The 26,391-nt window shown below is 65.5% G+C and carries 28 protein-coding genes; 21 read left to right on the forward strand and 7 right to left on the reverse strand.

What is annotated here, in order from left to right:
• The first annotated feature begins 10 nt into the window (after nt 1–10).
• The 6 genes from BUB39_RS09825 to BUB39_RS09850 all read left to right on the forward strand — a co-directional run bounded on the left by BUB39_RS09825 (nt 11) and on the right by BUB39_RS09850 (nt 4,271).
• A complete protein-coding gene (locus BUB39_RS09825) occupies nt 11–202 on the forward strand; it encodes a twin transmembrane helix small protein (protein ID WP_073052979.1) in 192 nt (63 codons plus the stop codon).
• Nucleotides 203–209: 7 nt separating this feature from the next.
• Complete coding sequence (locus tag BUB39_RS09830) at nt 210–782, forward strand: cob(I)yrinic acid a,c-diamide adenosyltransferase (RefSeq protein WP_073052980.1); 573 nt, start codon at nt 210–212, stop codon at nt 780–782.
• 9 nt (nt 783–791) lie between these two features.
• Nucleotides 792–1,511, forward strand: coding sequence for a rhomboid family intramembrane serine protease (locus BUB39_RS09835; protein WP_073052981.1), 720 nt, complete (start codon nt 792–794; stop codon nt 1,509–1,511).
• A gap of 94 nt (nt 1,512–1,605) precedes the next feature.
• Nucleotides 1,606–2,355: an electron transfer flavoprotein subunit beta/FixA family protein gene (locus BUB39_RS09840; protein ID WP_073052982.1), complete on the forward strand. Its 750-nt coding sequence runs from the start codon at nt 1,606–1,608 to the stop codon at nt 2,353–2,355.
• Between the two features lies 1 nt (nt 2,356).
• Complete coding sequence (locus BUB39_RS09845) at nt 2,357–3,295, forward strand: electron transfer flavoprotein subunit alpha/FixB family protein (RefSeq protein WP_073052983.1); 939 nt, start codon at nt 2,357–2,359, stop codon at nt 3,293–3,295.
• A 94-nt stretch (nt 3,296–3,389) separates the two neighbouring features.
• Nucleotides 3,390–4,271 (forward strand): 3-hydroxybutyryl-CoA dehydrogenase, encoded by an 882-nt coding sequence (locus BUB39_RS09850; RefSeq protein ID WP_073052984.1) that lies wholly within the window; start codon nt 3,390–3,392, stop codon nt 4,269–4,271.
• 45 nt (nt 4,272–4,316) lie between these two features.
• Here BUB39_RS09850 and tlpA read toward each other — a convergent pair whose 3' ends face one another.
• Nucleotides 4,317–4,955, reverse strand: a complete 639-nt coding sequence (tlpA, locus tag BUB39_RS09855) for a thiol:disulfide interchange protein TlpA (protein WP_244540216.1) — start codon at nt 4,953–4,955, stop codon at nt 4,317–4,319.
• Between the two features lie 47 nt (nt 4,956–5,002).
• Between tlpA and argH the strand changes: the two genes are divergently transcribed.
• From argH to BUB39_RS09885, 6 genes are all read left to right on the forward strand, one after another.
• Nucleotides 5,003–6,403, forward strand: a complete 1,401-nt coding sequence (gene argH, locus BUB39_RS09860) for an argininosuccinate lyase (protein ID WP_073052986.1) — start codon at nt 5,003–5,005, stop codon at nt 6,401–6,403.
• Nucleotides 6,404–6,498: 95 nt separating this feature from the next.
• Complete coding sequence (gene lptM / locus BUB39_RS09865; protein ID WP_244540217.1) at nt 6,499–6,696, forward strand: LPS translocon maturation chaperone LptM; 198 nt, start codon at nt 6,499–6,501, stop codon at nt 6,694–6,696.
• Between the two features lie 43 nt (nt 6,697–6,739).
• On the forward strand, nt 6,740–8,008 hold the full coding sequence (lysA, locus tag BUB39_RS09870) for a diaminopimelate decarboxylase (RefSeq protein WP_073052987.1): 1,269 nt from the start codon (nt 6,740–6,742) through the stop codon (nt 8,006–8,008).
• A gap of 121 nt (nt 8,009–8,129) precedes the next feature.
• On the forward strand, nt 8,130–9,329 hold the full coding sequence (locus BUB39_RS09875; RefSeq protein WP_073052988.1) for an MFS transporter: 1,200 nt from the start codon (nt 8,130–8,132) through the stop codon (nt 9,327–9,329).
• A gap of 37 nt (nt 9,330–9,366) precedes the next feature.
• Complete coding sequence (locus BUB39_RS09880) at nt 9,367–9,750, forward strand: VOC family protein (protein WP_073054111.1); 384 nt, start codon at nt 9,367–9,369, stop codon at nt 9,748–9,750.
• Nucleotides 9,751–9,838: 88 nt separating this feature from the next.
• Complete coding sequence (locus tag BUB39_RS09885) at nt 9,839–12,412, forward strand: TIGR02302 family protein (protein WP_175561813.1); 2,574 nt, start codon at nt 9,839–9,841, stop codon at nt 12,410–12,412.
• 10 nt (nt 12,413–12,422) lie between these two features.
• On the opposite strand, the gene BUB39_RS09890 is transcribed toward BUB39_RS09885, so the two are convergent.
• From BUB39_RS09890 to BUB39_RS09900, 3 genes are read right to left on the reverse strand one after another with little or no spacing between them, the layout of a single operon-like run.
• Nucleotides 12,423–12,815, reverse strand: a complete 393-nt coding sequence (locus tag BUB39_RS09890) for a response regulator (protein WP_073052989.1) — start codon at nt 12,813–12,815, stop codon at nt 12,423–12,425.
• Nucleotides 12,816–12,833: 18 nt separating this feature from the next.
• Nucleotides 12,834–13,373, reverse strand: a complete 540-nt coding sequence (gene hpt / locus BUB39_RS09895; RefSeq protein ID WP_073052990.1) for a hypoxanthine phosphoribosyltransferase — start codon at nt 13,371–13,373, stop codon at nt 12,834–12,836.
• A gap of 4 nt (nt 13,374–13,377) precedes the next feature.
• Entirely contained in the window at nt 13,378–13,854 is a 477-nt protein-coding gene (locus BUB39_RS09900) for an FxLYD domain-containing protein (protein ID WP_073052991.1), read from the reverse strand.
• A gap of 259 nt (nt 13,855–14,113) precedes the next feature.
• On the opposite strand from BUB39_RS09900, the gene ftsE reads away from it, so the two are divergent.
• The 4 genes from ftsE to BUB39_RS09920 all read left to right on the forward strand — a co-directional run bounded on the left by ftsE (nt 14,114) and on the right by BUB39_RS09920 (nt 17,371).
• Complete coding sequence (ftsE, locus tag BUB39_RS09905; protein WP_073052992.1) at nt 14,114–14,773, forward strand: cell division ATP-binding protein FtsE; 660 nt, start codon at nt 14,114–14,116, stop codon at nt 14,771–14,773.
• Nucleotides 14,766–15,728, forward strand: a complete 963-nt coding sequence (locus BUB39_RS09910) for a cell division protein FtsX (protein WP_073052993.1) — start codon at nt 14,766–14,768, stop codon at nt 15,726–15,728. The genes ftsE and BUB39_RS09910 overlap by 8 nt, the downstream gene beginning before the upstream one ends.
• 79 nt (nt 15,729–15,807) lie before the next feature.
• Complete coding sequence (locus tag BUB39_RS09915) at nt 15,808–16,560, forward strand: YdcF family protein (RefSeq protein WP_175561814.1); 753 nt, start codon at nt 15,808–15,810, stop codon at nt 16,558–16,560.
• A 34-nt stretch (nt 16,561–16,594) separates the two neighbouring features.
• Complete coding sequence (locus BUB39_RS09920) at nt 16,595–17,371, forward strand: lysophospholipid acyltransferase family protein (protein WP_073052994.1); 777 nt, start codon at nt 16,595–16,597, stop codon at nt 17,369–17,371.
• Nucleotides 17,372–17,385: 14 nt separating this feature from the next.
• Here the strand turns inward: BUB39_RS09920 and BUB39_RS09925 are convergent, their stop codons facing one another.
• A complete protein-coding gene (locus BUB39_RS09925) occupies nt 17,386–17,922 on the reverse strand; it encodes a gamma-glutamylcyclotransferase (RefSeq protein ID WP_073052995.1) in 537 nt (178 codons plus the stop codon).
• 71 nt (nt 17,923–17,993) lie between these two features.
• On the opposite strand from BUB39_RS09925, the gene BUB39_RS09930 reads away from it, so the two are divergent.
• The 5 genes from BUB39_RS09930 to BUB39_RS09950 all read left to right on the forward strand — a co-directional run bounded on the left by BUB39_RS09930 (nt 17,994) and on the right by BUB39_RS09950 (nt 24,276).
• Complete coding sequence (locus tag BUB39_RS09930; protein ID WP_073052996.1) at nt 17,994–19,265, forward strand: DUF2125 domain-containing protein; 1,272 nt, start codon at nt 17,994–17,996, stop codon at nt 19,263–19,265.
• 39 nt (nt 19,266–19,304) lie between these two features.
• A complete protein-coding gene (locus BUB39_RS09935; protein ID WP_073052997.1) occupies nt 19,305–20,183 on the forward strand; it encodes an aldose 1-epimerase in 879 nt (292 codons plus the stop codon).
• Nucleotides 20,184–20,456: 273 nt separating this feature from the next.
• Nucleotides 20,457–21,011, forward strand: a complete 555-nt coding sequence (locus BUB39_RS09940) for a hypothetical protein (protein ID WP_139251434.1) — start codon at nt 20,457–20,459, stop codon at nt 21,009–21,011.
• A gap of 2 nt (nt 21,012–21,013) precedes the next feature.
• Nucleotides 21,014–21,763, forward strand: coding sequence for a hypothetical protein (locus tag BUB39_RS09945; protein ID WP_073052999.1), 750 nt, complete (start codon nt 21,014–21,016; stop codon nt 21,761–21,763).
• On the forward strand, nt 21,763–24,276 hold the full coding sequence (locus tag BUB39_RS09950) for a phage head spike fiber domain-containing protein (protein WP_073053000.1): 2,514 nt from the start codon (nt 21,763–21,765) through the stop codon (nt 24,274–24,276). Before BUB39_RS09945 ends, BUB39_RS09950 begins: the two co-directional genes overlap by 1 nt.
• Before the next feature lie 33 nt (nt 24,277–24,309).
• Here the strand turns inward: BUB39_RS09950 and BUB39_RS09955 are convergent, their stop codons facing one another.
• Both BUB39_RS09955 and BUB39_RS09960 read right to left on the reverse strand, forming a co-directional pair.
• Nucleotides 24,310–25,272 carry a prephenate/arogenate dehydrogenase family protein gene (locus tag BUB39_RS09955; RefSeq protein WP_073053001.1) on the reverse strand — a complete coding sequence of 321 codons (963 nt, stop codon included), beginning with the start codon at nt 25,270–25,272 and terminating at the stop codon, nt 24,310–24,312.
• Nucleotides 25,272–26,390: a pyridoxal phosphate-dependent aminotransferase gene (locus BUB39_RS09960; protein WP_073053002.1), complete on the reverse strand. Its 1,119-nt coding sequence runs from the start codon at nt 26,388–26,390 to the stop codon at nt 25,272–25,274. The genes BUB39_RS09955 and BUB39_RS09960 overlap by 1 nt, the downstream gene beginning before the upstream one ends.
• Nucleotide 26,391: the final 1 nt, after the last annotated feature.

The raw sequence follows: 26,391 nt of genomic DNA on the forward strand, positions 1-26,391 counted from the left end.
GTCGGAGTTCATGAGCACCCTTTTCCATTTTCTCATCCCGATTGCCCTCGCAGCGGTCGTGATCGTGCTGTTGCTCGGTCTCTTCAACATGCTGCGCGGTGGTTCGCCCAACCGGTCGCAGCAGTTGATGCGGCTGCGGGTCCTGCTGCAGTTCGTGGCGCTCTGCATCATGATGCTCGCCCTGTATTTCTCTTCTCGCTGAGGTCGACATGGTCGCGCTCAATCGCATCTATACCCGCACCGGTGATGACGGCTCCAGCGGCCTCGTCACCGGCGAGCGGAGACCGAAATCGGACCTGCTGTTCGAATGCATCGGAACGGTGGACGAGGTGAACGCGGCGATCGGCGTCGCGCGCACCGAACTCGAGGCCGAACCGATTGTCGATGCTATGCTCGGGCGCATCCAGAATGATCTGTTCGATCTCGGCGCCGACCTCGCGACGCCCGAGGAAAGCCTGAAACCCGGACGGCCGGCGCTTCGCGTCAGCGACCGGGAAGTGGAGCGGCTGGAAGGCGAGATCGACGAGTTGAACGATGTGTTGGAGCCGCTGCGCTCCTTCGTGTTGCCCGGCGGATCGCGCGCTGCGGCCGCGCTGCATGTGGCGCGGACGGTCGCGCGGCGCGCCGAAAGGCTGACCGTCGCGCTGGCGGCGCGGGAGCGCGTCAATTCGCCCGCCTTGCGCTACATCAATCGCCTGTCGGATTTTCTTTTCGTCGCGGCACGATTCGTGAATGATCGGGGCACAGGCGACGTTCTCTGGGTGCCTGGCCAGAATCGCTGAAGGCGCCCGATGTTCGTTCCGCTGCACGACCAGAATCCGCTGCGCTACATCAAGTTTCCCTGGGCGACGCGCGGCATCGTCGTGCTCAATGTGCTGGTCTTCATGTTCTACCAGCGCGGTGGCAACGCGGACGCCGAAGCGGCGTCGGTCATGGCCTTCGGCCTCATTCCCTCGACATTGATGGGGATCCATGTCCGCACGCCAGGAATCTTCCATGCGCCGGAATGGATGACTTTCATCACGTCCAGTTTCCTGCATGGCGACATCTGGCACCTCGCCGGCAACATGCTGTTCCTCTGGGTCTTCGGCGACAATGTCGAGGACGCGATGGGCCATTGGCGCTTCATCCTGTTCTATTTCCTCTGCGCCATTGGCGGGGGACTGGCCCATGTCGCCGTCGCGCCAGGCTCTGACATGGCGCTGATTGGGGCATCAGGTTCGGTCGCCGGTGTCATCGCCGCCTATTTTCTCCTGCATCCGCGGGTCAAGATCTGGATCCTGCTGCTGTTCCGCATTCCGCTGCGGCTTCGAACCGTCTGGGTGCTCGGCTTCTGGATCCTGCTGCAGCTTTACAATTTCCTGTTCGGCCCGCCCGGCGAGATCTCGTGGGCGGCGCATCTCGGCGGCCTGACGACCGGGGCGGTTCTGATCCTGATGATGCGGCGACAGGGCGTGCCCTTGTTGGCGCGCGAGGAGCCCGAACTCATCACCGCCGAGCCAGTCGTCTGACGGCCGCGGCCGCGTTGACTCGCCGTTTTTGCACCGATACCGTCCGCGGCCGTTGACAAAGGGGCAACGCCCCGAACGAGAGCGACATCCGACAATGAAGATTCTGGTGCCCGTCAAGCGGGTCGTCGACCGCAACGTGAAGGTCCGCGTCAAGGCGGACGGCAGCGGCATCGACCTCGCCAACGTCAAGATGGCGATGAACCCGTTCTGCGAGATCGCGGTCGAGGCGGCGCTTCGCTTGAAGGAAGCTGGACAGGCAAGCGAAGTCGTCGTCGTCTCCGTGGGCAACGAGAAATCGGCCGAGACACTGCGTACTGGTCTCGCAATGGGCGCCGATCGCGGCATCCTGATCAAGACCGACGCCGAGCGCATCGAGCCGCTTGCGGTCGCGAAGCTGATCAAGGCGCTGATCGCGACCGAAGCGCCCGGCCTTGTCATTCTCGGCAAGCAGGCGATCGACGACGACAGCAACCAGACCGGCCAGATGCTCGCAGCCCTGCTCGGTTGGCCGCAGGCGACCTTCGCCTCCAAGATCGAGCTCGGCACCGAGACGATCGAAGTGAGCCGGGAAGTCGATGGCGGCACCGAAACGTTGAGCCTCGCACTGCCGGCCGTGGTCACGACGGATCTCCGCCTCAACGAGCCGCGCTATGCCTCGCTGCCCAACATCATGAAGGCCAAGAAGAAGCCGCTCGACGAGACGACGCCGGACGCGCTTGGCGTCGATATCGCGCCGCGCCTCGCGGTTCTGAGGACGGTCGAGCCGCCGCGCCGCGCCGGCGGCGTCACGGTCGCGTCGGCCGCCGAGCTGGTCGCTCGGCTCAAGGAAACGGGAGTTCTCTGAGATGTCGACGCTGCTGATCGCCGAACATGACGGACAGAGCCTCAACCAGGCGACAGCCAAGGCCTTGACGGCCGCCCGCGCCCTCGGCGCACCGGTCGACATTCTCGTCGCCGGCTCTGGCGTCCGTACGATCGCCGAGGAGGCGGCAAGGCTCGACAGCGTTTCCCGCGTCCGCCTTGCCGATGATCCCGCCCTCGCACATGCACTGGCCGAACCCCTGGCGGAACTGGTCCTCTCAATCGCTGGCGACTATGCCGCGATTGTTGCACCGGCAACGGCGAACGGCAAGAATCTGCTGCCGCGTGTTGCCGCACTGCTCGACGTCATGCAGGTTTCCGAAGTCACGGCCGTCTTGTCGCCCGACACGTTCGAGCGTCCGATCTATGCCGGCAACGCGATCGAGACTGTCCAGTCGCACGATAAGATCCGCGTCCTGACCGTCCGCACCGCCGCATTCCCGCCGACTGAAGCGGGCAGCGCCACAGCGCCGATCGAGACCGTTGGCGCCGCTCCGACACCGCCGCGTTCTCATTTCGTCAGCGAGGCGCTGACGACATCCGAGCGTCCCGAGCTCGCCGGCGCGCGCATCGTCGTCTCCGGCGGACGAGCGCTTGGATCGGCGGAGACGTTCGAGGCCGTCATCGCGCCGCTGGCCGATCGGCTGAAAGCTGCCATCGGCGCCTCACGGGCGGCCGTTGATGCGGGCTATGCAGGCAATGACCTGCAGGTCGGACAGACCGGCAAGGTCGTCGCGCCCGACCTTTACATCGCGGTCGGCATTTCGGGCGCAATCCAGCATCTCGCTGGCATGAAGGATTCGAAAGTGATTGTCGCCATCAACAAGGATGGCGAGGCGCCGATCTTCCAGATCGCCGATTACGGTCTGGTCGAGGATCTCTTCACGGCGGTTCCGGCCCTCGTCGCGGCGCTCGACGCCTGAGGCGATGCTGCGGTTTGGCTTAGACGGGGCGGATGCTTTGCTCTAAGCTTTCTGCGAGCCCGTATCCGCCGAAGAAGAGGCGTCCGCCAGGACCATGAACAACGCGATTTCGACAATCGGCGTCATCGGCGCCGGCCAGATGGGCAATGGTATCGCCCATGTCAGCGCCCTCGCCGGCTTCGAGGTCTATGTGCATGACATCGCGGAAGAGCGGGTTCGCAAGGGCCTCGCCACGATCGACGGCAACCTATCGCGTCAGGTTCATTCGGGCCGGATCAGTGAGGAAGATCGCAAGAGCGCGCTCGCACGCGTCAGGCCGGCGGTGACGGTCGACGCTCTCGCCGGCTGCGATCTCGTCATCGAGGCCGCGACCGAAGACGAAGCGATCAAGCGCAAGATCTTTACCAGCATCTGCCCGGCGCTCAGGCCCGACGCGATGCTGGCGACCAACACGTCCTCGATCTCGATCACCCGCCTTGCCTCGGCTACCGACCGGCCCGAGCGGTTCATCGGCATTCATTTCATGAATCCGGTTCCCGTGATGCAGCTCGTCGAGCTCATCCGCGGCATCGCGACTGAAGACGAGACTTTTACGGCCGCTAAGACCTTCGTCGCCAAGCTTGGCAAGACGGTAACCGTCTCGGAGGACTTCCCGGGCTTCATCGTCAACCGCATCCTGCTGCCGATGATCAACGAGGCGATCTACGTCCTCTACGAGGGCGTCGGGTCGGTCGAGGCGATCGACGCGGCGATGCGACTCGGTGCCAACCATCCGATGGGCCCGCTGCAGCTTGCCGATTTCATCGGGCTCGATACCTGCCTTTCGATCATGCAGGTGCTCTATGAGGGCCTTGCGGATTCAAAATACCGACCCTGTCCGCTGCTGGTAAAATATGTCGAGGCTGGATGGCTCGGCCGCAAGACCAATCGTGGATTCTACGATTATCGCGGCGAGCATCCGGTGCCGACGCGGTAGGACCGACATCGCGCGTTCGGCGCTGCTTCGGGGCTGGAGTTAGAGTTACGCGCCTTTCCGTGCCGCGGTGATCAGCGTCTTGGCATCATCCGAATCCCACTCCGCCGGGCCGGACATCACGCCGAGGGCGCAGCCTTTGCCGTCGATCAACACGGTGGTTGGCAGGCCGACGGCCATCGCCTCGCTCTTAAGGCTGGAGAAGATCTTCGTCGTCGGGTCGGCAAAGAGCGGCAAGGCCTTGACGCCGATCTGCTCAAGAAAGGCCTTCGGCTTGCCAGGGTCCTGCGTGTCGATCGAGACGGGAACGACGGCAAAGTCGGCCCCGGCTTCGCTTTCCGCGAGGCGGTCGAGGGCCGGCATCTCCCTGCGACAGGGGACGCACCACGTCGCCCAGAGATTGAGAAGCACCGTCTTGCCGCCGAAATCGGCTAGGCTCGCCGCGGTCCCGTCGCCCTTCTGGAAGGCGAGATGGCTGAGCGAGACCGGCCGATCGGCGATCTGGAAGCCGGCAACCTCGCCTTTGACCAGCGGTTTCAGCAGGCTCGCGGCCTCCACGGCCGCCGAACAGTCGCCGCTTGCCACCGGGCCGACATTGCCATCAGCGCCTCCCCTCACGTATACGACCGCCAATCCCGCAGCGATGCCAGCCACCGCCGCGAGCCCGATCACCAGGGGAAGGCGCATCCTGCCGCCTCTATCAGCCATTCCGGATCTTTCCTGAGAGAGCGTTCATGAGCAATTCGATGTGGGGCGGCCGCTTCTCGCAGGGGCCCGCCGCGATCATGGAAGAGATCAACGCGTCGATCGATTTCGACAAGAAGCTCTACCGCCAGGACATCGCCGGCTCGAAGGCCCATGCGATGATGCTCGCACGCCAGGGAATTATCGGCGCGGACGATGCCGAAAAGATCGTCGCTGGTCTAGACACGATCCTGCGAGAGATCGAGGACGGCAGCTTCACCTTTTCGCGCGCGCTTGAGGACATTCACCTCAATATCGAGTCGCGGCTGAAGGAACTGATCGGCGAGCCCGCCGGCAGGCTGCACACCGCCCGCTCGCGCAACGACCAGGTGGCAACGGACTTCAAACTCTATGTCCGCGACTGGCTCGACGGCGTCGACGCGGCGCTCGCCGGCCTGCAATCGGCCCTGGCCGACAAGGCCTTCACGCATGCAGGCCTCGCAATGCCCGGCTTCACCCATCTGCAAAGCGCGCAGCCGGTCACCTTCGGCCACCATCTGCTCGCCTATGTCGAGATGCTCGCGCGCGATCGCGGCCGCTTCCGCGATGCACGCGCGCGGCTCAACGAGAGCCCGCTCGGCGCAGCAGCGCTCGCCGGCACGTCGTTCCCGATCGACCGCTTCGATACGGCGGCGGCGCTCGGCTTCGACCGCCCGACCGCCAATTCGCTCGACAGCGTCTCAGACCGGGACTTCGCCATCGAGGCGCTCGCGGCAGCCAGCCTCTGCGCGCTGCATCTCTCGCGCTTCGCCGAAGAGATCGTCATCTGGTCGTCGGCGCAGTTCCGCTTCATCCGCCTGTCGGACCGCTTCACCACCGGCTCCTCAATCATGCCGCAGAAGCGCAATCCCGACGCCGCCGAGCTGGTGCGCGCCAAGACGGGACGCATCATCGGTGCCCAGACGGCGCTGATGATCGTCATGAAAGGGCTGCCGCTCGCCTATCAGAAGGATATGCAGGAGGACAAGGAACAGGCCTTCGACGCCTTCGAGAGCCTAGAACTGGCCATTGCGGCCACCGACGGCATGGTGCGCGACATGGAGCCGGAGGCCGCGACGCTGAAGAAGGCGGCAGGGTCTGGCTTCTCGACTGCGACCGATCTCGCCGACTGGCTGGTGCGCGCCCTCGGCCTCCCCTTCCGCGAGGCGCATCACGTCACCGGCCGTATCGTAGGCCTTGCCGCAGACCAGGGCGTCGAGCTGGCGCGGCTCCCGCTTTCGGCGATGCAGGCGGTTCATGCCGCCATCGACGACCGCGTCTATTCCGTGCTCTCGGTCGACAAGTCAGTCCGCAGCCGCACCAGCTACGGCGGCACTTCGCCGAAGAATGTCCGTGCGCAGGCCAAGCGCTGGCAGCGGACGCTCGAGCGTGAGCTGCGCACGAAAAGTTAGGGGTGACGGCCGGCCGCGATCGTCTAAGATCGCCGCGCGTATCCGTCGGCCCCGCTGCCGACCGCGTTAGTTTGACACCGACCTGGAGCTGCCCCTTGGCCGCGCTGACCCGCCTGATCCTCATCGCCTCCGCGCTGGCGCTCGCCGGCTGCGGCGTCAAGGGCGCGCTTGAGCCGCCGCCGGGCGGCGAGCAGGCCAAACAGGCCGAGGAAGCTTCGAAAGCCGGGCAGAAGGTCGACACGTCCTCCCCGCTCGTGCCGGACCGCAAGCTCTGGATCGATCACCTGCTCTGACGCTGCGTCGACGCGGCACGAAGGCCCTTCGGGGTAGACCCTCATGAACCATTTTGAATATCGCGACGGCGTCCTCTTTGCGGAGGATGTTCCGGTCGAGAGTATTGCGGCGGCCGTCGGCACGCCGTTCTATTGCTACTCAACCGCGACGCTCGTCCGTCACTTTCGCGTGTTCCGCGATGCGCTGGCCGGGCTCGATACGCTGATCTGCTACGCCATGAAGGCGAATTCGAACCAGGCGGTGCTGAAGACCCTCATTCGCGAGGGCGCCGGGCTCGACGTCGTCTCGGAGGGCGAACTGCGCCGCGCGCTGGCAGCCGGCTGCGACCCAGCAAAGATCGTCTTTTCGGGCGTCGCCAAGACCGAGCGTGAGATCGCGCTAGCGCTCGACGCCGGCATCCAGGGCTTCAACGTCGAGAGCGAGCCGGAACTCGCCCGCATTTCGGAGATCGCCACCGCCAAGGGCGCAACGGCCCGCATCTCGATCCGCATCAACCCCGATGTCGACGCCAAGACACACGCCAAGATCACGACGGGCAAGGCCGAGAACAAGTTCGGCATTCCCTGGCAGCGCGCCCGCGCCGTCTATGCCGAGGCGGCGCGCTTGCCCGGACTCAAGATTTCCGGCGTCGACATGCATATCGGCAGCCAGATTACGGACATGGCGCCGTTCGACGAGGCTTACGGGCTGCTCGCCGAACTGGTGATCCAGCTTCGCGAGGACGGCCACGCCATCGACCATGTCGACGGCGGCGGCGGCCTCGGCATTCCCTATAAGCTCGGCGATCCCCCGCCGCCCGATCCGGCGGCGTTTGCGGCAATTGTCAAGAAGCGGCTCGGCAATCTCGGCGCGAAGATCCTGTTCGAGCCCGGCCGCATGATTGTCGGCAATGCCGGCATCCTTGTCGCCAGCGTCGTCTACATCAAAGAAGGCTCGTCCAAGACATTCGTCATCGTTGACGCCGGTATGAACGACCTGATCCGACCAACGCTCTATGAGGCTCATCACGACATCCAGCCCGTTCGCTTGCCGAAGCCGGGCACGGCGGAAATCATCGCCGATGTCGTTGGCGGCGTCTGCGAGACCGGTGACTATCTGGCGCTAGATCGCACGATGGCCGCCCTCGCTCCCGGCGACCGGGTCGCCGTGATGACCGCCGGCGCCTATGGCGCGGTGCAGGGCTCGACTTACAACACCCGCCCGCTCGCGGCCGAAGTGCTGGTCGACGGCGACAAGTTCGCCGTCATCCGTCCGCGCCAGACCTATGAGGCGCTGATCGGCATGGACGTCGTGCCGGAGTGGCTCGCCTGACGCGCCGACGCTGATTCCGGAGAATATTCGCGCACGCCTGTCGACTGCGCTCGAAGCCGTTCGTCTAGAACATGGCGGCCATGCCGCCGCCTCGGCGAAGCGGATCTCGGGAGCGAGCGCCATGACAGTTTCCTATCGTTGGGTCATCGTCGGCCTCGGCGCCCTGATGGGATGCGTCGCCATCGGCGCCATGTTCTCGCTGGCGGTCTTCCTCGAGCCGATGGCGGTCGATACCGGCTGGTCAAGGGCCGGCATATCGAGCGCCATGACGCTCAACTTCCTGGTGATGGGCATAGCGGGCTTCGGCTGGGGCGCAGCGAGCGACCGGTTCGGGCCACGCGTCGTCGTGCTCGCGGGCGCTCTCCTGCTCGGGCTCGCTCTCGTTCTGGCGAGCCGCATGCATTCCCTCCTCGCCTTCCAGCTGACCTTCGGCATTCTGGTTGGCATATCGGCAAGCGCCTTCTTCGCGCCGATGATCTCTGCCGTCACCGGATGGTTCGACACCAATCGCAGCCTCGCCGTTTCCCTGGTTTCGGCAGGCATGGGCATGGCGCCGATGACGATCTCGCCCTTCGCCCGCTGGCTCATCTCGGACTATGACTGGCGCTTCGCCATGCTGGTCATCGGCATCGCCAGTTGGGTCCTGTTGCTGCCCGCGGCCCTGCTGGTCCGCGGGCGGGATGCCGGTCCGTTGCCGCCAGACGGGTCCGGGGAGGCGGCCGAGGGCGGCATGTCGGCTCGGTCGGCCTTCGGCACGCCGCAGTTCCTCGTTCTCGGCCTCACTTTCTTTGCCTGCTGCGCGGCACATTCCGGCCCGATCTTTCACATGGTCAGCTATGCCATCGTCTGCGGGGTGACGCCGATGGCAGCCGTGAGCATCTACAGCGTCGAAGGTTTGGCCGGCCTTGGCGGCCGCCTGCTGCTCGGCGTCTTGGCCGACCGGATCGGCGTCAAGCCCGTGCTGATCGCCGGCCTGGCCATCCAGGCACTGGCGATCGCCGCCTACAGCGCCATCAGCGAGCTCGGCCAGTTCTATGCCCTCGCCATAGTGTTTGGTGCCGCCTATGGCGGGGTGATGCCGCTCTATGCCGTGCTGGCGCGCGACTATTTCGGCCAGAAAAGCCTCGGCGCGGTGCTCGGTGCCGCCGGGTTACTCTCGTCGATCGGCATGGCCCTCGGGCCTGTACTCGGCGGCTGGATCTACGACACGTTCAACGGCTACGCGTGGCTGTTCATCGGATCCGCGATCGTAGGCCTCGGCGCCGTTGCCGTCGCTCTTGCCTTCCCGCCTGCCGGGCAGAAGGCTCTTCAACCGGCATAATCTTTCGGCGGGGCGCCGATCGACAGGAGAAGCGATGATGATCCCGAATGCGATCGAGGTGGTGACGTTGTTCGTCGACGACATCGCCGTGTCAAAGGCCTTTTACCAGACCGTCTTCGCGCCAAAGATCGTCTATGAGGATGCTGTCTCCGCAGTGCTGGCTTTCGAGGGCGCGATGGTCAATCTGCTCGCGGCGTCCCAGGCTCCGCCTTTGGTCACGCCCGCCCCGGTGGCGCCCGCGGGCAGCGCCAGCCGTGTACTTCTCACGATCCGCGTGACCGATGTCGATGCGACCTGCGCGAAGCTTGAAGAGGCCGGCATCGCCCTGCTGAACGGCCCAATCGACCGGCCCTGGGGCCGCCGGACAGCGGCTTTCGCCGATCCGTCCGGGCATGTCTGGGAAGTTGCCATGGAGATTTGAGGGAGAGCCGCCCTTCCCTTCGCCCTCGCATCGCCCCATCTCGACTGCTAGAGTTCAGCAGGGCGGGCTTTGGACGAGTGGAGTGGACATGACCGAGCCTGCCGGCGACAGGCCCATCATCGATGTCGACGCGGCCACGCGCGAGGGCAGTTTGCCAGCCGCCGCCGAGGTGGTAGCGCGGCAGCGTATCGCGAAGGTGGCCCGGCGCGCCCGCTATGCGCTGGCCTTCGAGATGGCGTGGCCGAAGCTCGTGCCGCTGCTTGCGCTCGCCGGTGCGTTCCTCATCATCTCCTGGCTTGGTCTCTGGCCCCTGCTTCCCGACGTCGCGCGGTTCGGGCTTCTCGGCCTTTTCGGAACGGTGGCGCTCTTTCTGCTCGTCCCGCTGCTACGGATACGTTGGCCGAACCGCGATGCGGCCATGAATCGTGTTGTCCGTGAAAGCGGCACGCCGCATCGCCCGGCCGCAGCGTTTGCCGACGAACTCGCCGCCCCGACCGAAGATCCGCTGACGCTGGCACTCTGGCGCGCTCATCGAGCACGACTGCTTGCGGGGCTTGGCCATCTCAGGGCCGGCTGGCCGTCGCCCGGCATGAACGCGCGCGATCCCTATGCACTGCGCTATCTCGTGCCTCTACTGCTCGTCGTTGCTTTCATGGCTGCCGGGGGCGATCGCGAAGCTCGTATCGCCGATGCGCTTCGCCCGGGCGTGACGCCGGCCGAGGCCGCGCCGCGCATCGACGCCTGGGTGACCCCGCCGGCTTATACCGCCCGTCCGCCGATCTTTCTGACAGGGGAGGCCGCCCGCCTTGCGGCGATCGACGGTCCGATCACCGTGCCCGAAGGCTCGATCGTGACGATCCGCATGCCGGAAGACGGCACGATGGCGGTCAACGCCTCAACGACGGATGGTAAGCCGGTTCCGCTTGAACTCACACGAGCCGAAAATTCTGTCGCCACAGCGCCAGAACCGGCCGGAGCCGCCGCTCAAGGTGAGCGGCGCTTTGCGCTCTCCGAACCCGGCACGGTTGAGATTGCACGAAACGGCACGGCGCTCGCGCGTTGGCGCTTCGCCGTGACGCCGGATAAGCCGCCGACCATCGAACTGAAGCGCGAACCCGGCGCTACCGCCAGCGGCGCACTTTCGCTGGCCTATGAGGTTTCGGACGACTATGGCGTCGCCTCTGCCAAGGCCGAAATCACGAGCGCCGAGCCGCCCCCCGCGGGCGATGCAGCCCGGCCCCTGGTCGCCGCGCCCGAATTGCCGCTCAGCCTGCCGCGCCTCAGGATGCGCGAGGGCGCCGGCGAAACGATCCGCGACCTCTCCTCGCATCCCTGGGCCGGTGCCAAGGTGCGCATGTCGCTCGTCGCCACCGACGAGGTCGGCCAGACCGGCCGCAGCGCGCCTGTAACCTTCGTTCTTCCGGCCCGCAATTTCTCCAATCCGCTGGCGCGGGCAGTCGTCGAGCAGCGCCGCACGCTGGCGCTTGATGCGGGCAAGGCCGGCTATGTTGCCAGCGCCCTCGACGCGATCACGCTCGATCCGACGAAATTCAAGGATGACGGCGTCTACCTGTCGCTGCGCGCCGCCTATCACCGCCTGACGGGCGCGCGGGACGACGAGGATCTCCTCTCGGTGGTCGATTTCCTGTGGCAGATCGCGCTTGGCATCGAGGATGGCGATCTCTCGCTGGCCGCGCAGGATCTGCGCGCCGCGCAGGAGCGGCTTAAGAATGCCATCGAGAACAATGCCAGCGATCCCGAGATCGACAAGGCGATGCAGGAACTGCGCGAGGCGATGAGCCGCTATCTTGAAGCGCTCTCCCGCAATGCTCAGCAGAATCCCCAGAATCGCAGCCAGCAGCCGAACCAGAATGCGCGGACGCTGACGCCGCAGGATCTCAAGAAACTGATGGATCAGATCGAGGACCTCGCAAAGTCCGGTTCGCGCGAGGCAGCACAGCAGATGCTCTCCGAACTGCAGCAGATGATGGAGAATCTCGAGGCCGGCCGCTCGCAGCAGGCGGGCGAGGATCAAAGCGGCCCGATGAGCCAGGCGCTCGACAAGCTCGGCGACATGATTCGTCGCCAGCAGGAGCTGATGGACAAGACCTTCAAGCTCGATCCCGACACCGACGGCAGCGGCGCGGAGCAGCAGCCGATGACGCCGGAGGAACGCCAACAGGCGCTCGACGCCCTGCGTCAGGGTCAGCAGGACCTCGCCAAGGCGCTGGAACAACTGCAGAAAGACATGCAGGGCCAAGGTATGCAGGGTGACGGCAAGCTGGGTCAGGCTGGCCGGGCCATGGACGGCGCAGCTCAGCAGCTTGGCGAGGGTCAGCCCGGCGCTGCGGTCGGTCGCCAGGGCCAGGCGCTTCAGGCGCTGCGCGACGGCGCGCGCGGCCTTGCCGAGCAGATGGCGCGGCAAAATGGCACCGGCACCCGCCAGGGCGCCAATGGCAACCAGCCCGGTCAGGATCCGCTTGGCCGCGAGCGAGAGCGGCAAGGCCGCGACACCGATCTGGGTTCATCGGTGAAGGTGCCGGACGCGATCGACACCCAGCGTGCCCGAGAAATCCTCGATACGATCCGCAGGCGCCTCGGCGAAGCGGCGCGGCCGCTGATCGAACGCGATTATCTGGAGCGGCTGCTTGAGCGCTACTGAGCGGCGGCCGCTAGGCGGCCTCCGGCGCGCGATTGCGGCCTGCCGCGAGCGCACCGCCGACGGCGGTGCGGATCTCAGCCAGCGAGAACGGCTTCGGGACGACGTCATGCACGATGCGGTCGAGCCCGTCCGCGCGTTCACGCTGATCGGCATAGCCGGTCATCAGCAGGATCGTCAGCTCGGGAAACTGCGGCGCGACCTCCATCGCCAGCGCGATGCCGTCCATCATCGGCATGCGGATGTCGCTGAGCAGAAGATCGAAGGCGCCGGCTTCAGCCTGCAACCGATCAAGCGCATCAGCGCCGTCCTCCGCCGTCGCGATCTGATGACCATCGAGCGAGAGTGCCCGAGCGACAAAGGCGCGGACCGAATCGTCGTCTTCCGTGACTAGGATGCGTGCCATGCCGCTTCCTCGCTCCTCTTAATCCTCGACAACACCGACAAAAGGCAACTCACGGAAGGCATGCGCGGCATCCATGCCATAGCCGACGACGAAGAGGTCGGGACAGACGAAGCCGACATGATCAGCCTCGAAGGCAACGGCCCGCTTGCCGGGCTTTTCGAGCAGCACGGCGACACCAACCCGCGCCGCGCCGCGCTCCTGCATCAGCGAACGGGCGAAGGTGAGCGTGCGGCCGGATTCGAGAATGTCGTCGATGAGCAACACGTCGCGGCCGGCGACATCGCTCTCGATATCCTTGACCACGCGCACCTTGCCGCTCGATTCGGTTCCGGCGCCATAGCTCGAAAGCGAGATGAACTCGACTTCCGGCGCGAGACCCGAGGCATGCAGCGCGCGAATAAGGTCGGCCGCAAAGACGAAGCTGCCCTTGAGGATCGAGATCACGAGGAGATTGTCGTAGTCGCTCGCCGCGATCTCCGCCGCGAGTTCACGGTTCCGGCGGTCGATCGTCTCGACGTCGTAAAGAATTCGGATCGAGCGATCGCGCACGACAGGCATGACGTTATCCCTTCGTCCCGGGCAGCGCGAAGCTCACCGAGACCTTTCTGGCTGGATCGGGCGGCGTGGCGAGCCGCGTACGGAATTTCTGTGTAGCACCGGCCTCGAGCCGCCGCTTGTCCGGCTCGGCCTGCCAGCCGCCGACCCGCTCGCCGGCTCCGTCGATGAGGACTAGCCGCAGCGGGGGGACCTCGACCGTCCCATCGGTCACGTTGCGGATCGTACCCTCGACGACAAGCCCGGTGGCGCCCGCGGCGACGTCGCGCAGCGTATGGACGTCATCGAAGGCGAGGCCCGTCCGGTTCACATCGAGGCCGAGATGCCGATAGAGGCTGGCAAGGCCGGGCGCCGCTGCGACAATCGGCAGGCGAAAAAGCACAGCGCCGCCCACAACCGCGACCAGCAAGGCGAGCGCGACCAGCGTGCGGCCGTCCCACGCCCGCCGCTCTATCGCCGCCTCAGCCTCGATCCGGTTCGACACGCCCTTGGAGCCTGTTCATTGACTGGCGCAACTGGGCGCCGCGATCAGTTTGAACCCGATTCGCCGGGGCTGCATAGGAAGACATCGTCGCCTACGCCGCCCCGCCTTTGCCTTGATCGGATGCCATTTCATCGTCATGAACCACCGGGCGTTCGCAAATCGTTAACGCTGATGTCGGCAAGGTCACAGCAGAGACAGGCGGCGGCGGAAAGGTCCGGCGGCCATCCATTGGCCTTCAGGCGGAAACGGGGAAACTGCGGTGATCCGCTTCGAAAATGTCGGCCTGCGTTACGGAATGGGGGCCGAGGTCCTGCGCGATCTCTCCTTCCAGATCGCACCGCGCTCGTTCCAGTTCCTGACCGGGCCATCCGGCGCCGGCAAGTCGACGCTGCTGCGCCTGCTTTTCCTCTCGCTCCGGCCGACGCGCGGCCTGATCTCGATCTTCGATCGTGACGTCGCGACGCTGCCGAAGTCTGACCTGCCGGCACTGCGCCGGCGCATCGGCGTCGTGTTCCAGGATTTCCGACTGCTCGACCATCTGACCACCTTCGAGAATGTTGCGCTGCCGCTGCGCGTCCTCGGCCGCGAGGAGGCGACCTACCGTGCCGACGTGATCGAGCTCCTGAAATGGGTCGGCCTCGGCGACCGCGTGCAGGCGCTGCCGCCAATCCTCTCCGGCGGCGAGAAGCAGCGCGCGGCGATCGCCAGGGCCTTGATCGGCCAGCCCGAGATTCTGCTCGCCGACGAGCCTACCGGCAATGTCGATCCGCCGCTGGCCAAGCGGCTCCTCCGCCTCTTTGTCGAACTGAACCGGCTCGGGACTTCGGTGGTGATCGCCACCCATGATATCGGCCTGATGAACCAGTTCGACGCCCGCCGCCTCGTCCTCCACGAAGGGCGCCTCTCCGTTTATGAGTGAGACATCCCCCCTGAAGGCGCTCGCGGCCGGGCCGGCCCGCCGGCAGGGCCCGCGCCCGACGCCACCCGGCCCGATCGTCCCGGCGGGATCGATCGCCGGCCGCTCGCTGACCATCGTCGTGGCGATCATGAGCTTTCTCGCCTGCCTGACGCTCGGCGCCGTGACGCTGGTCCGCGACGCCTCGCTCGACTGGCAGTCCGACATCGTGCGCGAGATCACGATTCAAGTCCGCCCCATCGATGGAGTCGACACCGACGCCGAGGCTCAGAAAGCGACCAATCTCGCCGCCTCGACGCCGGGCGTCGCCAGCGCGCGGCCGCTATCCTCATGGGAAAATGCGCAATTGCTCGAGCCTTGGCTCGGCAGCGGCCTCGACATGAGCGACTTGCCGATCCCGCGTCTCATTGTCGTCGAACTCGCCAATCCCGACGCCGTCGATCTCACTCAGCTCTCGACTCGCCTCACGCAGGAGGTGAAGGGCGCGAGCCTCGACGACCACCGAAGCTGGACCGACAGACTGAAGGCGATGGCCAACGCGACGGTCATCATCGGCTTCTCGATCCTCGCCCTGGTTTTCGTTGCGACGGTGCTTTCCGTCGTTTTCGCGACGCGCGGCGCGATGTCGTCAAACCGCGACATCGTCTCGGTGCTGCATTATGTCGGAGCCGAGGCGGGCTTCATCGCGCGTGAGTTCCAGCGCCATTTCCTCATTCTCGGTCTCAAGGGCGGCCTCTGGGGCGCCGCCGGGGCGACATTGATGTTCCTGGTGCTGTCCTTCCTGTTCGGCCGCTCGATCGCGACACCGGAGGGCGACCAGGTGTCCGCACTGTTCGGGCGCTTCGCGATCGGCCCGACCGGCTATGTCGGCGCGCTCGGCATCGCCATCCTGATCGCCCTGATGACCGCAATCACCTCGCGGCTCACAGTCTTCCGTCATCTAGCGTCGATCGAATGAGAACCGGATGCCGTTCGAAAACGTTGAATGAATGCTTGTTGCCAAGATCCGGCTTGATTCTGATAGCATCATTGAACGCATGACCGACGCGGCCCGATCCGATATCGCCGTTAACGGCCGCTCATCCCCTTCGGGACGGGCGACATATCGTGCGCCCGCGCCTCAGCGTCGCCATCGGCTGCTGTCGCCCCATTTCTTCATTTTTGCAGTGCTGTTCCTCCTCGGCCTCGTGGCCTTTGATTTCATTCGCTTTTCCGATGGCGTCGCCCGCCTCGCCGCCCCTTCGGGCATCAAAGCAGAGGGAATTGTAGCGTTGACCGGAGGCGCCGCGCGCATCGACGGCGCGCTGGCGCTCCTCGCCGACGGGCGCGGCGAGCGGCTGCTGATCTCCGGCGTCAACCCATCCGTAGGCCGGCGCGAGATCGCACGCGCCGTCGACAACGAATCACGCGTCGCATTCGACCAGAGCGTCGATCTTGGCCACAGTGCCCGCGATACGATCGGCAATGCCGACGAGGCCAAGGCTTGGGCGCGGAAGAACGGCTTCCGTTCTCTGATCGTCGTGACGAGCGACTATCATATGCCACGCAGCATGATCGAACTCTCCGGCGCAATGCCGGATGTCGCGCTGATCCCTTATCCGGTCTCCAATCCGCATCTCGATATGGGCCGTTGGTGGCGGCATGTCGCCTCGGTGAAGCTTCTCATGGCCGAGTACCTGAAGTATACGCTGGCCCGGGCGCGGCTCGCCGTCGAGTCGCCGTGGGGGACGACGGCCACCGCTCCGGTGGAGACCGCCGCCACAGGCAAGACGGCAGACGGATCGCGCTGATACGCACCACCGGCGCCGCAACGGGACCGTCCGAATGCTGATCATCCGTTCGTTCCTGTTCCATATCGCCTTCTACGCGATCATGGCCGTCATCATCGTGGTGACGCTGCCTTTCTATTTCTTCCTGCCGCACAGCGCCGCGATCCTCATCGTCAAGGCCTGGACTGCGACGACGATGTGGGCGTTGCGCGTCGTCGCTGGCATCAGCATCGAGATCCGCGGCCTCGAACGGCTGCCGAAGAACGCCGCGCTTATCGCGCCAAAGCACCAGTCCGCCTTCGAGACGATGGCGCTGTTTCCGCTGCTGAAAGACCCGACTTTCGTGATGAAGCGGCAACTCATGCTGATCCCGCTGTTCGGCTGGTACACTTGGAAGGCCGGCATGATCGCGGTCGACCGCGCGGGCGGCTCGAAAGCGTTGCGGAAGCTCGCCGCCGACAGCAAGGCGGCGGCCGCCGAGGGCAAGCAGATCATTCTCTTTCCCGAGGGAACGCGCCGCCCGGTCGGCGCGCCGCCCGACTACAAGTTCGGCATCATTCATCTTTACCGCGAGCTGAAAGTGCCGGTGATCCCGATCGCGCTGAATGCCGGCCTCTATTGGCCGCGCCGCAGCTTCATGCGCTACCCCGGCACCATCATCATCGAAGTGCTGGAACCGATCCCACCCGGGCTTGATTCGAAGACATTTCTCGCCCGGCTGATCGCGACCATCGAGCCGGCGACGGATCGACTGGTGGCCGAGGCCGCCGCGGGCGCTCATCCGCCACCGATTCCTGCGGCGGCGGCCCGACCCGCAGCCGCCAAAGCCTGACGGCCGCGATGCAGTCAGACGCTGCGGCCGCTCTCGCCACCGAGCGCGCCGGCGAGCCAGACCATCAGCCGGTCGTCGATGCCGACCGATGCGAGATGCTCTGCCGTCGCCAGCACATAGTCGCGGTTCTGCCCCGAGACGCCCGCGCTGTCACGCACCAGCTCAAGCACCTCCTCGCGGCGAAGCTTGCCGGCATATTGCCTGTGACTACGATCGACGACGTAGGTCAGCGCCGTGACCGTCACACCGCCCGCGAGGCGCACCGGCCGAGTGACCTCATGATAGACATTGGTGACCAGCTCACGAGCCCGGAGATAGGCGAGCACCTCGTCGCGATCGACTTCAGGGATGCGGAAGGCGACGCCGCGGCACGAGCCGCCTTTATCGAGCCCCAATACCAGTCCAGGCTTCGACTCGGTGCCGCGATGGACGAAGGAAAACACACAGAGCGCCCGATGCTCGCCGTGGAGGCGCGCGGGAACGCTTTCGGCAAAAGCAAAGCCAGGCCGCCACATCAGCGAGCCGTAGCCAAACACCCAGAGATCGGCCATCACCATCGTTCCTGTCTGGAGCCGTTCCGGCCTAGCAGCGGGCGAAGCGAACTTCAACGGAGAGACCTGCCGTGAGCAGCGCCACCGACACGCGGCCAGCCCCCACGAGACCCGGCAGAGGCCGCCGTCGCTTCCAAATCCTGCTTGTCTTCATCATCGCGATTGCGCTGCTGTGGACGGCCGGCTGGTTTGGCCTGCGCCATTATGTCAGTGGCAAGCTCGATGCTCTTGAGGCGCGGGCTGGCGCCGAGGGCGCGGTGCTCACGTGTGGCAATCGTTCGATCGGTGGCTTCCCCTTCCGCTTCGACGTGACCTGCATGCCGATAGCCGCCGCCTGTCCGGCCGAGGCTGTCTCGCTTGATATCGCCGGCATCGAGGCCATCGGCATGGCCTATAATCCGAACCGCGCGATCTTCGCCGCCAAGGGCCCGCTCGCTCTCAAAGCGCCGGGTGGCGCCAGCGTCGACGCCAACTGGACATCGCTGCAGTCTAGCATTCGCATGGGCTTTTCGGGATTGAGCCGCTATTCGCTGGTCACCGACGGCTTCGACGCGACGCTCGCCGATCCTTCGCGGCTCGCCGCGCCGATCCCGCTCCGCGCCCAGCACGGCGAGTTCCATGTCCTGCCGGATCAAGCCGGTGCCGATATGCTCGACGTCTTTCTGTCACTCGACCAATTCACGGCCTTCATCCCCGGACGACCCGTCCTGCCGCCCGTCGACACCGACATGGCCGTTGCTGTTCCGACCAGCGTGGTCATGGCGCACGGCGATCGCGCCGCAGCCTGGATCGCGTCGGGTGAGCCGATCCGTATCGATCAGCTCGACACGACGATCGGCGGCGTCGCTTCCTCCATAACCGGCGAGCTCACGCCGGCCACCGACGGGCTGCTGAACGGCCGACTCACCGTGCGGCTCGACCAGCTCGACCGTCTGCCCGACCTTCTCGAGACGCTGAAGCCCGGCAGCGGCGCCAAGGCACGGCAAATGATCGGCCTTGTCTCGGCCTTGCTGCGCCCGGTGACCGTCGACGGCAAGACCTGGCGCGAGGCCACGGTCACGGTGGCCTCCGGGCGCGCTATGCTCGGCTTCATTCCGCTCGGCGTTCTGCCACGCATTGGCCCTGAACCCGTTGTCCAACCGCCGGTTTCAGCGCTGCCCTTGCCCCTGCCGGATACCTCGACAGCTGAGGAGCCGGCAGCGCCGGCCCCCTCGGCACCGGCCGCTTCTGCCAACCCGTCTGCGGCGATCGCGCCTGGCGGCGAGAGTGCCGGCAAGCCGCTGAATCCGCAGCCCAACGCGGCGACCAGGTCGCCGATCAAGCGCTGTGCCATTGCCTCCTGACGAGCCAGCCGAGCAGCGCGGAGGGCCAGCGAGGTTCCTATGATCGAACTTTCGGACGGCGATCTCCAGCTAGGGTTGGTTCCCGATATCGGCGGCAGCCTGGCTTATTTCCGGTTTCGCGGACGTGACGTGATGCGGCCGCTGTCGCCAGCCGACGCAGCGCGCGGCGATGTCGAGGGCACAGCCAGTTTTCCGATGCTGCCCTTCGCCAACCGCATCGCCGACAACAGGTTCGTCTTCGATGGGCGGACATACCGCGTCGCCCCGAATATCCCAGCCGCACCGCTCAACGTGCATGGCAGCGGCTGGAAGTCCGTATGGACGGTCGATCGTGCGGCGGCCAGCGAGGCCTTGCTTTCACTCGATCATCCTGCCGATGACACGGATCCGTTTTGCTATCGCGCGACGCAGCATGCGGTCATCGAAGATGGCAGCCTCAATCTGACGATCGGGATCGAGAATCGTGGTCAGCAGCGCATGCCATTCGGCTTCGGCCATCACCCGTGGTTTCCGCGTGATCCTGATACCGCGATAACCTTCGCCGCCCGTGAGTTTTGGCTCGAAGGGCCGGGCGGCATCATCAGCGACCAAATCGCCATTCCGCCGCAACTCGACTTCTCGAGCGGCCGCGGCTTGCCGCACGGCTGGCGCAACAATGACTATGGGGGCTGGGATGGTCGCGCCGAGCTGCGCTTCCCCTCGCGCGGGCACGGCGTTCGCATCGACGCCGATCCGGTGTTCGGGCATCTGATGCTCTATGCCGATCCGAAGCGAGACGTCTTCTGTCTGGAGCCGCAGACGCATGTCTCCTGCGCCTTCAGCCGGATGGTCGGCGATGGCGCTGATCTCGGCGTGATCGTCCTCGCTCCCGGCGCAATCGCGAGCGGCACGCTGCGATTCTCGCCTTTCCCGCTCTGAGACGGCGGCCACACCCCCGGAAGAACAGAGCCGCTCACCGCTCCTCGCCACCGTGAGCAGCAGCGCGTCTTCGCCTACTGGGATCGGCCCATGCGGGGGGCGTCCCAATGAACCGCCGACGGGCGGGGCGACGCGGTCCCTTACCCGGCTTGCCGCTAGAGGTGGCCCCGCCACTTGCAGCGCTCGCCTGAAGTCACCTCATGCCGACCTAATAACCTGGGGTTGTATTTTTAGCGTGACTTCTGCAATCTGAAATTGTATATCTGATTGCAGATGACAGCGCAGCGCGGTCCTGCTCACCACCACCCCCAAGCGCATCGTCATCCGCCGCCACCTGCCAGACAACCGAGCCTCGAGACCGCCTTCGCGCGGCAGCCCATGCTCGTCTTCAGCAACCGACTCCCGGAGCAAATGAATCCGATGCCTGTTCGAAACGATATGTCGATCTGGCGAGGGAACAACGCCCCCGCCCTTGTCTGGACTCTCCCCGAAGAGATTCCGATCACCGGCTCGGCCTTCTTCCTGACGATCGGAGCCTCCGGGTCACTCCTCGTCGCCAAGGATACGACGAGTGGCTCGCTGCTGATCGACCCGACGTCGCGCGAGTTGCGCTGGGATTACACAACCGCCGAATCTCGACTGATTCCCGCCGGGCAGATCGCCGAATACGAGATCGAGCGGCACACGGCCGGCGTCGAGATCACTGAGATTTACGGGTTCATGACTGGCCTCGGCGGCCTCAACACCGATGCAAGCCCCTCCGAAGGAGGCTCGCTCGATTTCTCCAATTCCGACAACTCCAATCTTCAACTGATGGGATGGATCTGACCATGACCGCCACGCTCACGACCAAGCAGATCAAGGACGGCGCCGGCAACGTTTTCCAGCAGCGCGTGCTCGACGTCTCGGGCACCGGCGCGGGTCCGTTCCTGCCGCTCTATGGTGTCTCGGATCAGGATGGCGCCGGCCCCATCGACATCGCCGCGCTCGTCGATACGATCACCGCAGCGATCGCTGCCGGCGCTGCCGGCGCGGCCACGGCCACGGGGCAGAGCGCTCTCGGCGTGCAGATCGGCGAGGTCCAGGCGGAGCCGACCACAAATACGGTGCTGAGCCGCCTGAAGGCGATCGCAACCGGCCTCGGCTCCGTTGTTCTCGCGACGGGTACGTCCGTCATCGGCAAGGTCGGCCTTCAGATCGGTGGTAGCGACATCAACGGTGGCAATCCGCTGCCGGTGACCGGCGGACAGGTCTCGGTCTTCTCGGCCAGCATCGCCGCGGCCGGTACGCTCTCGGGCGCTGTCGATCTCGGTCTCTACAGGCTCTGCCGCATCGTGATGCCGGCGAGCTGGACCGCAGCCGTCCTCACCTTCCAGACGAGCCCTGACGGGACGAACTGGTACGACCTCTATGATGCGGGCGGTTCTGAATACACCGTCCAGGCCGGAGCGGGCCGCGGCATCGTCGTGCCTCTCTCCGACTTCCTGGGCACGCGCTATCTGAAGATCCGCTCCGGCACGTCCGGCGCCGCGGTGGCGCAGTCGGGCGGCGCGTCCTTCACCCTGGTCGGAGCAGCCTGATGCATGCGATCATTGGGCGCGATCGCGCGCTGCTCGCCAAAGCGAGCACCCTGGTAGCCGCGCATTATGCCGACCACATGCGCGAAATCTTCTGGGCGGCGGACCGGCTGTCGAACGCCAACGACGCCTTCATGCAATCGTCGGTCGCGGCATCGTTCGGCCGAACGACGGTCCGGCAGCATGTCATGTCGACCGGGCTGCTCGGCCAGGATAAGGCCGGCCTCCTGTCCTACGACTACGACATCGCCGGCAATTTGCTCGGCGCCTTCCTCGAGGGAGCCAGCACCAACAACGCCATCCAGTCCAACCGGTTTGACCAGGCATCCTGGACCAAGACCCGCACCAGCGTCACGATCGGTGCCACGACCGGTCCCGATGGCACGACAAGCGGCCAGAAACTGGTTGCCGCGTCGAGTTCGGCGGCGACCCATACCATCGGGTCGAATGGCACGGCGCTGACGGCAGGCAACCCCGTCACCGCTTCCATCTACGCCAAAGCGGCGGAGCTCTCCTGGATTGGCGTCAGCATCAGCGGGCAGGCTAACTCGCTGACCTTCTTCAATCTCGCCACGGGCGCCGTCGGCACGATCGGCACGGCGATCGCGACAGCGCGCATCGTGCCGGCCGGCAATGGCTGGTATCGCTGCATCCTCAGCATGGTCGCCGTATCGACGGCGTCGACCGGCATTTCCATGCGACTCGCGACCGGCGATGCCGCCGACACCTTCGCCGGCGACGGGACCTCAGGGATCTATCTCTTTGGCGGGCAGATCGAATTCCTGCCCGCCGTAACGTCGCTGATGACGACATCCGGTAGCAATGCCTCGCGATCGGCAGACCAATATTTGTTTGGCCCGACCTTCACCACCGATCTCGGACCTGCCGCCGGCCTGCCTTGCCGCGGCTTTGTCCAAGGCGGCGGCGCCATGATCGAGCAGTTCGACACCGAGAGCGACGGCACCAGCACGTTTACGATCTGGTCGCTCTACACGGACAGCAGCAACTATATTGAGCTCCGGATCGCTGCAGGCGCCTACCAGTTTGTCGGGGTCTCCGGCGGCGTGACAAAATGGAGCATCTCCGGCGGCAGTTATGCGCCTCGGGCTGTCGTCACCGTCGCCGCGGCCTGGATGGCGGGCCGGGCGGAGTTGTGGGCGAACGGCGTCAGCATCGGGAGTGCAACCCCCGATGCCGTGCCGAGCGTTCAGGCGCTGACCTTCTTCCGTGATCGCAGCGGCGTGAATCCGGCCTATGGCCACAGCCGGCGCCACGCTTATCTGGCGACGCCGCCCTGGTCGGCGCTGTCGTCGCTATCGACGACGACCGGCTGGTCCAGGCTCGGCCGCGCAGGCGCAACGGCCGTCGTGCCGGCCGTGAAGGCCGCGCTCGCCGTATTCAACAGCACCTATCCGGCCTATTCGACCGAAACGCCGACGATCACGGTCTACAATCCCTATGACGACAGCGGCGTTTCCGGATGGACCACCTATCCGGTCGCCTCCTACAACTTCTCCCTCAACCAGCGCTCCGACTGGTCGTTCATCTTCCAGTATCCGGCGACCGGCAGCACCAACGATTATTACCAACCGCCGAACGGACGCGGTGTGGTCGCGTTCCGTCACACCGGGACCAGCTTCGCCTTCCGCGGCCGCTCAGGCGACCGCCTGGCCGTGTTCGTCGATGGCAAACCGCTCGCCGGCGGCTTCATCGAAGTGCCGAGCGCGAGCGGCTACAGCTCCGTCAACACGCGGATCGTGTTCGGCAGCGCCGCATCGCGCAACATCGTCATCTTCGCCAGCAATTTCGGTTTCGGCGGCATCCGCGTGCCGAGCGGCGAGAGCATCACTGCGCTGCCGCTCTCGGACTATCCCTCGATCCGCTGCATCACCGACAGCTACGGCTTCCTTTCGTCGGTGGACTGGGCGAGCGGCCCCTATTGGGAGATGGCCGTGCCTCTCGGCCTTTACCGCTTCGGCACCAACCCCGTCGGTGGGTCCGGATATCTGACGGCTGGCCAGGGAACGCCATTCCTCGATCGCAAGAGCCTGCTGCTCGGCGGTACTCCGATGATCACCGGCATCTTCGGCGGCATCAATGACGGCTTCACGGACGGCAGCGGCCGCGGCATCCAGAGCTATGCCGCGGAACTCTTCACCTATGTGCGGTCGCAGAATCCTAACACGATCCTGCTGGTCGGCGCCTCCTGGTACCAACCGGCGTCGGGCCTCAGTTCGCCGCGGGCCAAGCGCGACCTGATCAAGACGGCGTTGACGGCCGGCTCGCCGGCCGACCATGGTTCGCCGGCCTTCGCAGGGGATCCTGGACCCTGGGTGTTTCTCGATACGGTCGATTGCAACTGGTCCAATTCCTCGGGCGCCAGCGGCACCTTCGGCACGTCGCCCTTCGTCGGGGCAGACGAAGTCGGCGACGGGACACACCTGACGGTCCCCGCCGTTGTCAGCAAGGGCGCCGCGATGGCGGTCGGCGCGCGGGCGGGTCTGCTGGCTCTTTGACCTCTGGCGTCGGACCTATGGAAGGGAGGCCTGTCAATCGGCGGGCGTCTCTTCCTGCGCCCGCTTTGTTTCGGCCGCCGCGTGATCGTTGCGGCCGAAATCGGCCGCGGCCGTATCTTGGCCGAGCGCGACAATCGAGCGCCGGATGGCGCGGGTCCGCGTGAAGAGATCGAGAAGCGTGTCGCCGTCGCCGTTGCGGATCGCGCGCGTCAATGTCGCGAGATCCTCATTGAAGCGCCCGAGCATCTCGAGCACGGCATCCTTGTTGTTGAGAAAAATGTCGCGCCACATCACCGGATCCGAGGCAGCGATGCGGGTAAAGTCGCGGAAACCAGAGGCCGAGAATTTCAGCACCTCAGACCGGATGCCGCCTTCAAGTTCAGCCGCCGTGCCGACGATATTGTAGGCGATGAGATGCGGCAGATGGCTGGTGATGGCGAGAACGAGATCATGATGCTCCGCCGACATCGTCTCGACATTGGCGCCAAGCGCCCGCCAGAACGCCACCATCAGCGTGACCGCCTCGGGGTCGACCTCGGGTGCTGGCGTCAGCACGCACCAGCGATTGTCGAACAGCGCCGCGAAACCAGCATCGGGGCCCGAATATTCCGTACCGGCGATCGGATGTCCCGGCACAAAGGAGACCGTACCAGGCAAATGGGGCTGCATCGCGCGGACCACCGACGCCTTGACCGAGCCGACATCGGAAACGATGGCGCCGGACTTGAGGCGGGGTCCGATCTCGGCGGCGACGGCGCCACACGCCCCGACCGGCACGGAAACGATCACGCAATCCGCATCGGCGACCGCTTCGGCGGCGGTCGAGACATAGCGGTCACCAAGGCATAGTTCCTCAGCCCGCCTCAGAGTCTCCGGACGGCGCGTCGTTACGACAATCTCGCCGACGACACCAGCCCGCCGGGCCGCCAGCGCGATGGACGCCCCGATCAGGCCGATACCGACCAGTGCGAGGCGTGGAAAAATCACCTCGGCCATCAGGAACCGCCTATCATGAAGGCCTTGAGACCGGCAATCGCAGCCTCGTTGGCTTCGGCCGAGCCGATGGTCATGCGGAGACTGTCTCCCAGTCCATAGCCGGCGATCCCGCGCAACACGACACCGAGCGCAAGCAGGAAGGCCTCGGCCTTGGCTGCGGTATGCCCGCCTGCCTTCGGAAAATGAACCAGCACGAAATTGCCGACGCTTGGCGTCACTTCAAGGCCGATGGCTTCCAGCGCCTTGGTGACGCGTGGCAGCCATTCCTCATTATGAGCCACGGACGCTTCAACATGCGCATGGTCTTGGAGGGCGGCAACGCCGGCATTGATCGCCGCAGTCGAGACGTTGAACGGGCCTCGGATGCGGTTGAGCGCATCAACGAGATGCGCCGGGCCATAAAGCCAGCCGATCCTGAGCGATGCGAGGCCATGAATCTTCGAGAAAGTCCGCGTCATCACGACATTCTGCGCCTGCCCGACCAGTTCGATGCCGCTTTCATAGTCGTTGCGGCGGACATATTCGGCATAGGCCGCGTCGAGCACGAGCAGGACGCGCGGCGGCAGCCCGGCATGCAGGCGGCGAATTTCACTAAAGGGCAGATAGGTGCCGGTCGGATTGTTCGGATTGGCGAGATAGACGATGCGCGTCTTGGCGCTGACGCGATCGAGGATCGCGTCGACATATGCCGTGTAGTTCTTTTCCGGCGCGACGACGGGTATGCCGCCCGCCGCGCGGATGGCGATCGCGTAGACGAGGAACCCGTATTCGCTGTGGATCGCCTCGTCGCCGGGCGAAAGATAGGCGTGGGCGATGAGGTTCAGAAGTTCGTCCGAGCCGGCACCGCAGACGATGCGCGACGGCAGGATGCCGTGTGCGGCGCCGATTGCCTCGCGGAGCGGCGGGGCGGAGGAATCGGGATAGATCTCGAGGCCGTCTGCGCTCGCCTTGAAGGCGGCGATCGCGGCTGGGCTCGCGCCGAGCGGCGATTCGTTCGCAGCCAGCTTGTAGAGACGGCTGCCTCCCGTTGCTGTCGTTCGGCCTGGATCGTAAGCGGCGATGTCCAAAATGCCGGCACGCGGCTGCGGCCGATCCGGTCCGGTCTTCGATGTCGTCATG

The organism is Kaistia soli DSM 19436 (assembly GCF_900129325.1).
Taxonomy (GTDB): Bacteria; Pseudomonadota; Alphaproteobacteria; order Rhizobiales; family Kaistiaceae; genus Kaistia; species Kaistia soli.

Coding starts and splice junctions, on each gene's coding strand:
- BUB39_RS09825 (WP_073052979.1), top strand. CDS start 11: ATGAGCACCCTTTTCCATTTTCTCATCCCGATTGCCCTCGCAGCGGTC.
- BUB39_RS09830 (WP_073052980.1), top strand. CDS start 210: ATGGTCGCGCTCAATCGCATCTATACCCGCACCGGTGATGACGGCTCC.
- BUB39_RS09835 (WP_073052981.1), top strand. CDS start 792: ATGTTCGTTCCGCTGCACGACCAGAATCCGCTGCGCTACATCAAGTTT.
- BUB39_RS09840 (WP_073052982.1), top strand. CDS start 1,606: ATGAAGATTCTGGTGCCCGTCAAGCGGGTCGTCGACCGCAACGTGAAG.
- BUB39_RS09845 (WP_073052983.1), top strand. CDS start 2,357: ATGTCGACGCTGCTGATCGCCGAACATGACGGACAGAGCCTCAACCAG.
- BUB39_RS09850 (WP_073052984.1), top strand. CDS start 3,390: ATGAACAACGCGATTTCGACAATCGGCGTCATCGGCGCCGGCCAGATG.
- tlpA (WP_244540216.1), bottom strand. CDS start 4,955: ATGCGCCTTCCCCTGGTGATCGGGCTCGCGGCGGTGGCTGGCATCGCT.
- argH (WP_073052986.1), top strand. CDS start 5,003: ATGAGCAATTCGATGTGGGGCGGCCGCTTCTCGCAGGGGCCCGCCGCG.
- lysA (WP_073052987.1), top strand. CDS start 6,740: ATGAACCATTTTGAATATCGCGACGGCGTCCTCTTTGCGGAGGATGTT.
- BUB39_RS09875 (WP_073052988.1), top strand. CDS start 8,130: ATGACAGTTTCCTATCGTTGGGTCATCGTCGGCCTCGGCGCCCTGATG.
- BUB39_RS09880 (WP_073054111.1), top strand. CDS start 9,367: ATGATCCCGAATGCGATCGAGGTGGTGACGTTGTTCGTCGACGACATC.
- BUB39_RS09885 (WP_175561813.1), top strand. CDS start 9,839: ATGACCGAGCCTGCCGGCGACAGGCCCATCATCGATGTCGACGCGGCC.
- BUB39_RS09890 (WP_073052989.1), bottom strand. CDS start 12,815: ATGGCACGCATCCTAGTCACGGAAGACGACGATTCGGTCCGCGCCTTT.
- hpt (WP_073052990.1), bottom strand. CDS start 13,373: ATGCCTGTCGTGCGCGATCGCTCGATCCGAATTCTTTACGACGTCGAG.
- BUB39_RS09910 (WP_073052993.1), top strand. CDS start 14,766: ATGAGTGAGACATCCCCCCTGAAGGCGCTCGCGGCCGGGCCGGCCCGC.
- BUB39_RS09915 (WP_175561814.1), top strand. CDS start 15,808: ATGACCGACGCGGCCCGATCCGATATCGCCGTTAACGGCCGCTCATCC.
- BUB39_RS09920 (WP_073052994.1), top strand. CDS start 16,595: ATGCTGATCATCCGTTCGTTCCTGTTCCATATCGCCTTCTACGCGATC.
- BUB39_RS09925 (WP_073052995.1), bottom strand. CDS start 17,922: ATGGCCGATCTCTGGGTGTTTGGCTACGGCTCGCTGATGTGGCGGCCT.
- BUB39_RS09935 (WP_073052997.1), top strand. CDS start 19,305: ATGATCGAACTTTCGGACGGCGATCTCCAGCTAGGGTTGGTTCCCGAT.
- BUB39_RS09940 (WP_139251434.1), top strand. CDS start 20,457: ATGACAGCGCAGCGCGGTCCTGCTCACCACCACCCCCAAGCGCATCGT.
- BUB39_RS09945 (WP_073052999.1), top strand. CDS start 21,014: ATGACCGCCACGCTCACGACCAAGCAGATCAAGGACGGCGCCGGCAAC.
- BUB39_RS09950 (WP_073053000.1), top strand. CDS start 21,763: ATGCATGCGATCATTGGGCGCGATCGCGCGCTGCTCGCCAAAGCGAGC.
- BUB39_RS09955 (WP_073053001.1), bottom strand. CDS start 25,272: ATGGCCGAGGTGATTTTTCCACGCCTCGCACTGGTCGGTATCGGCCTG.
- BUB39_RS09960 (WP_073053002.1), bottom strand. CDS start 26,390: ATGACGACATCGAAGACCGGACCGGATCGGCCGCAGCCGCGTGCCGGC.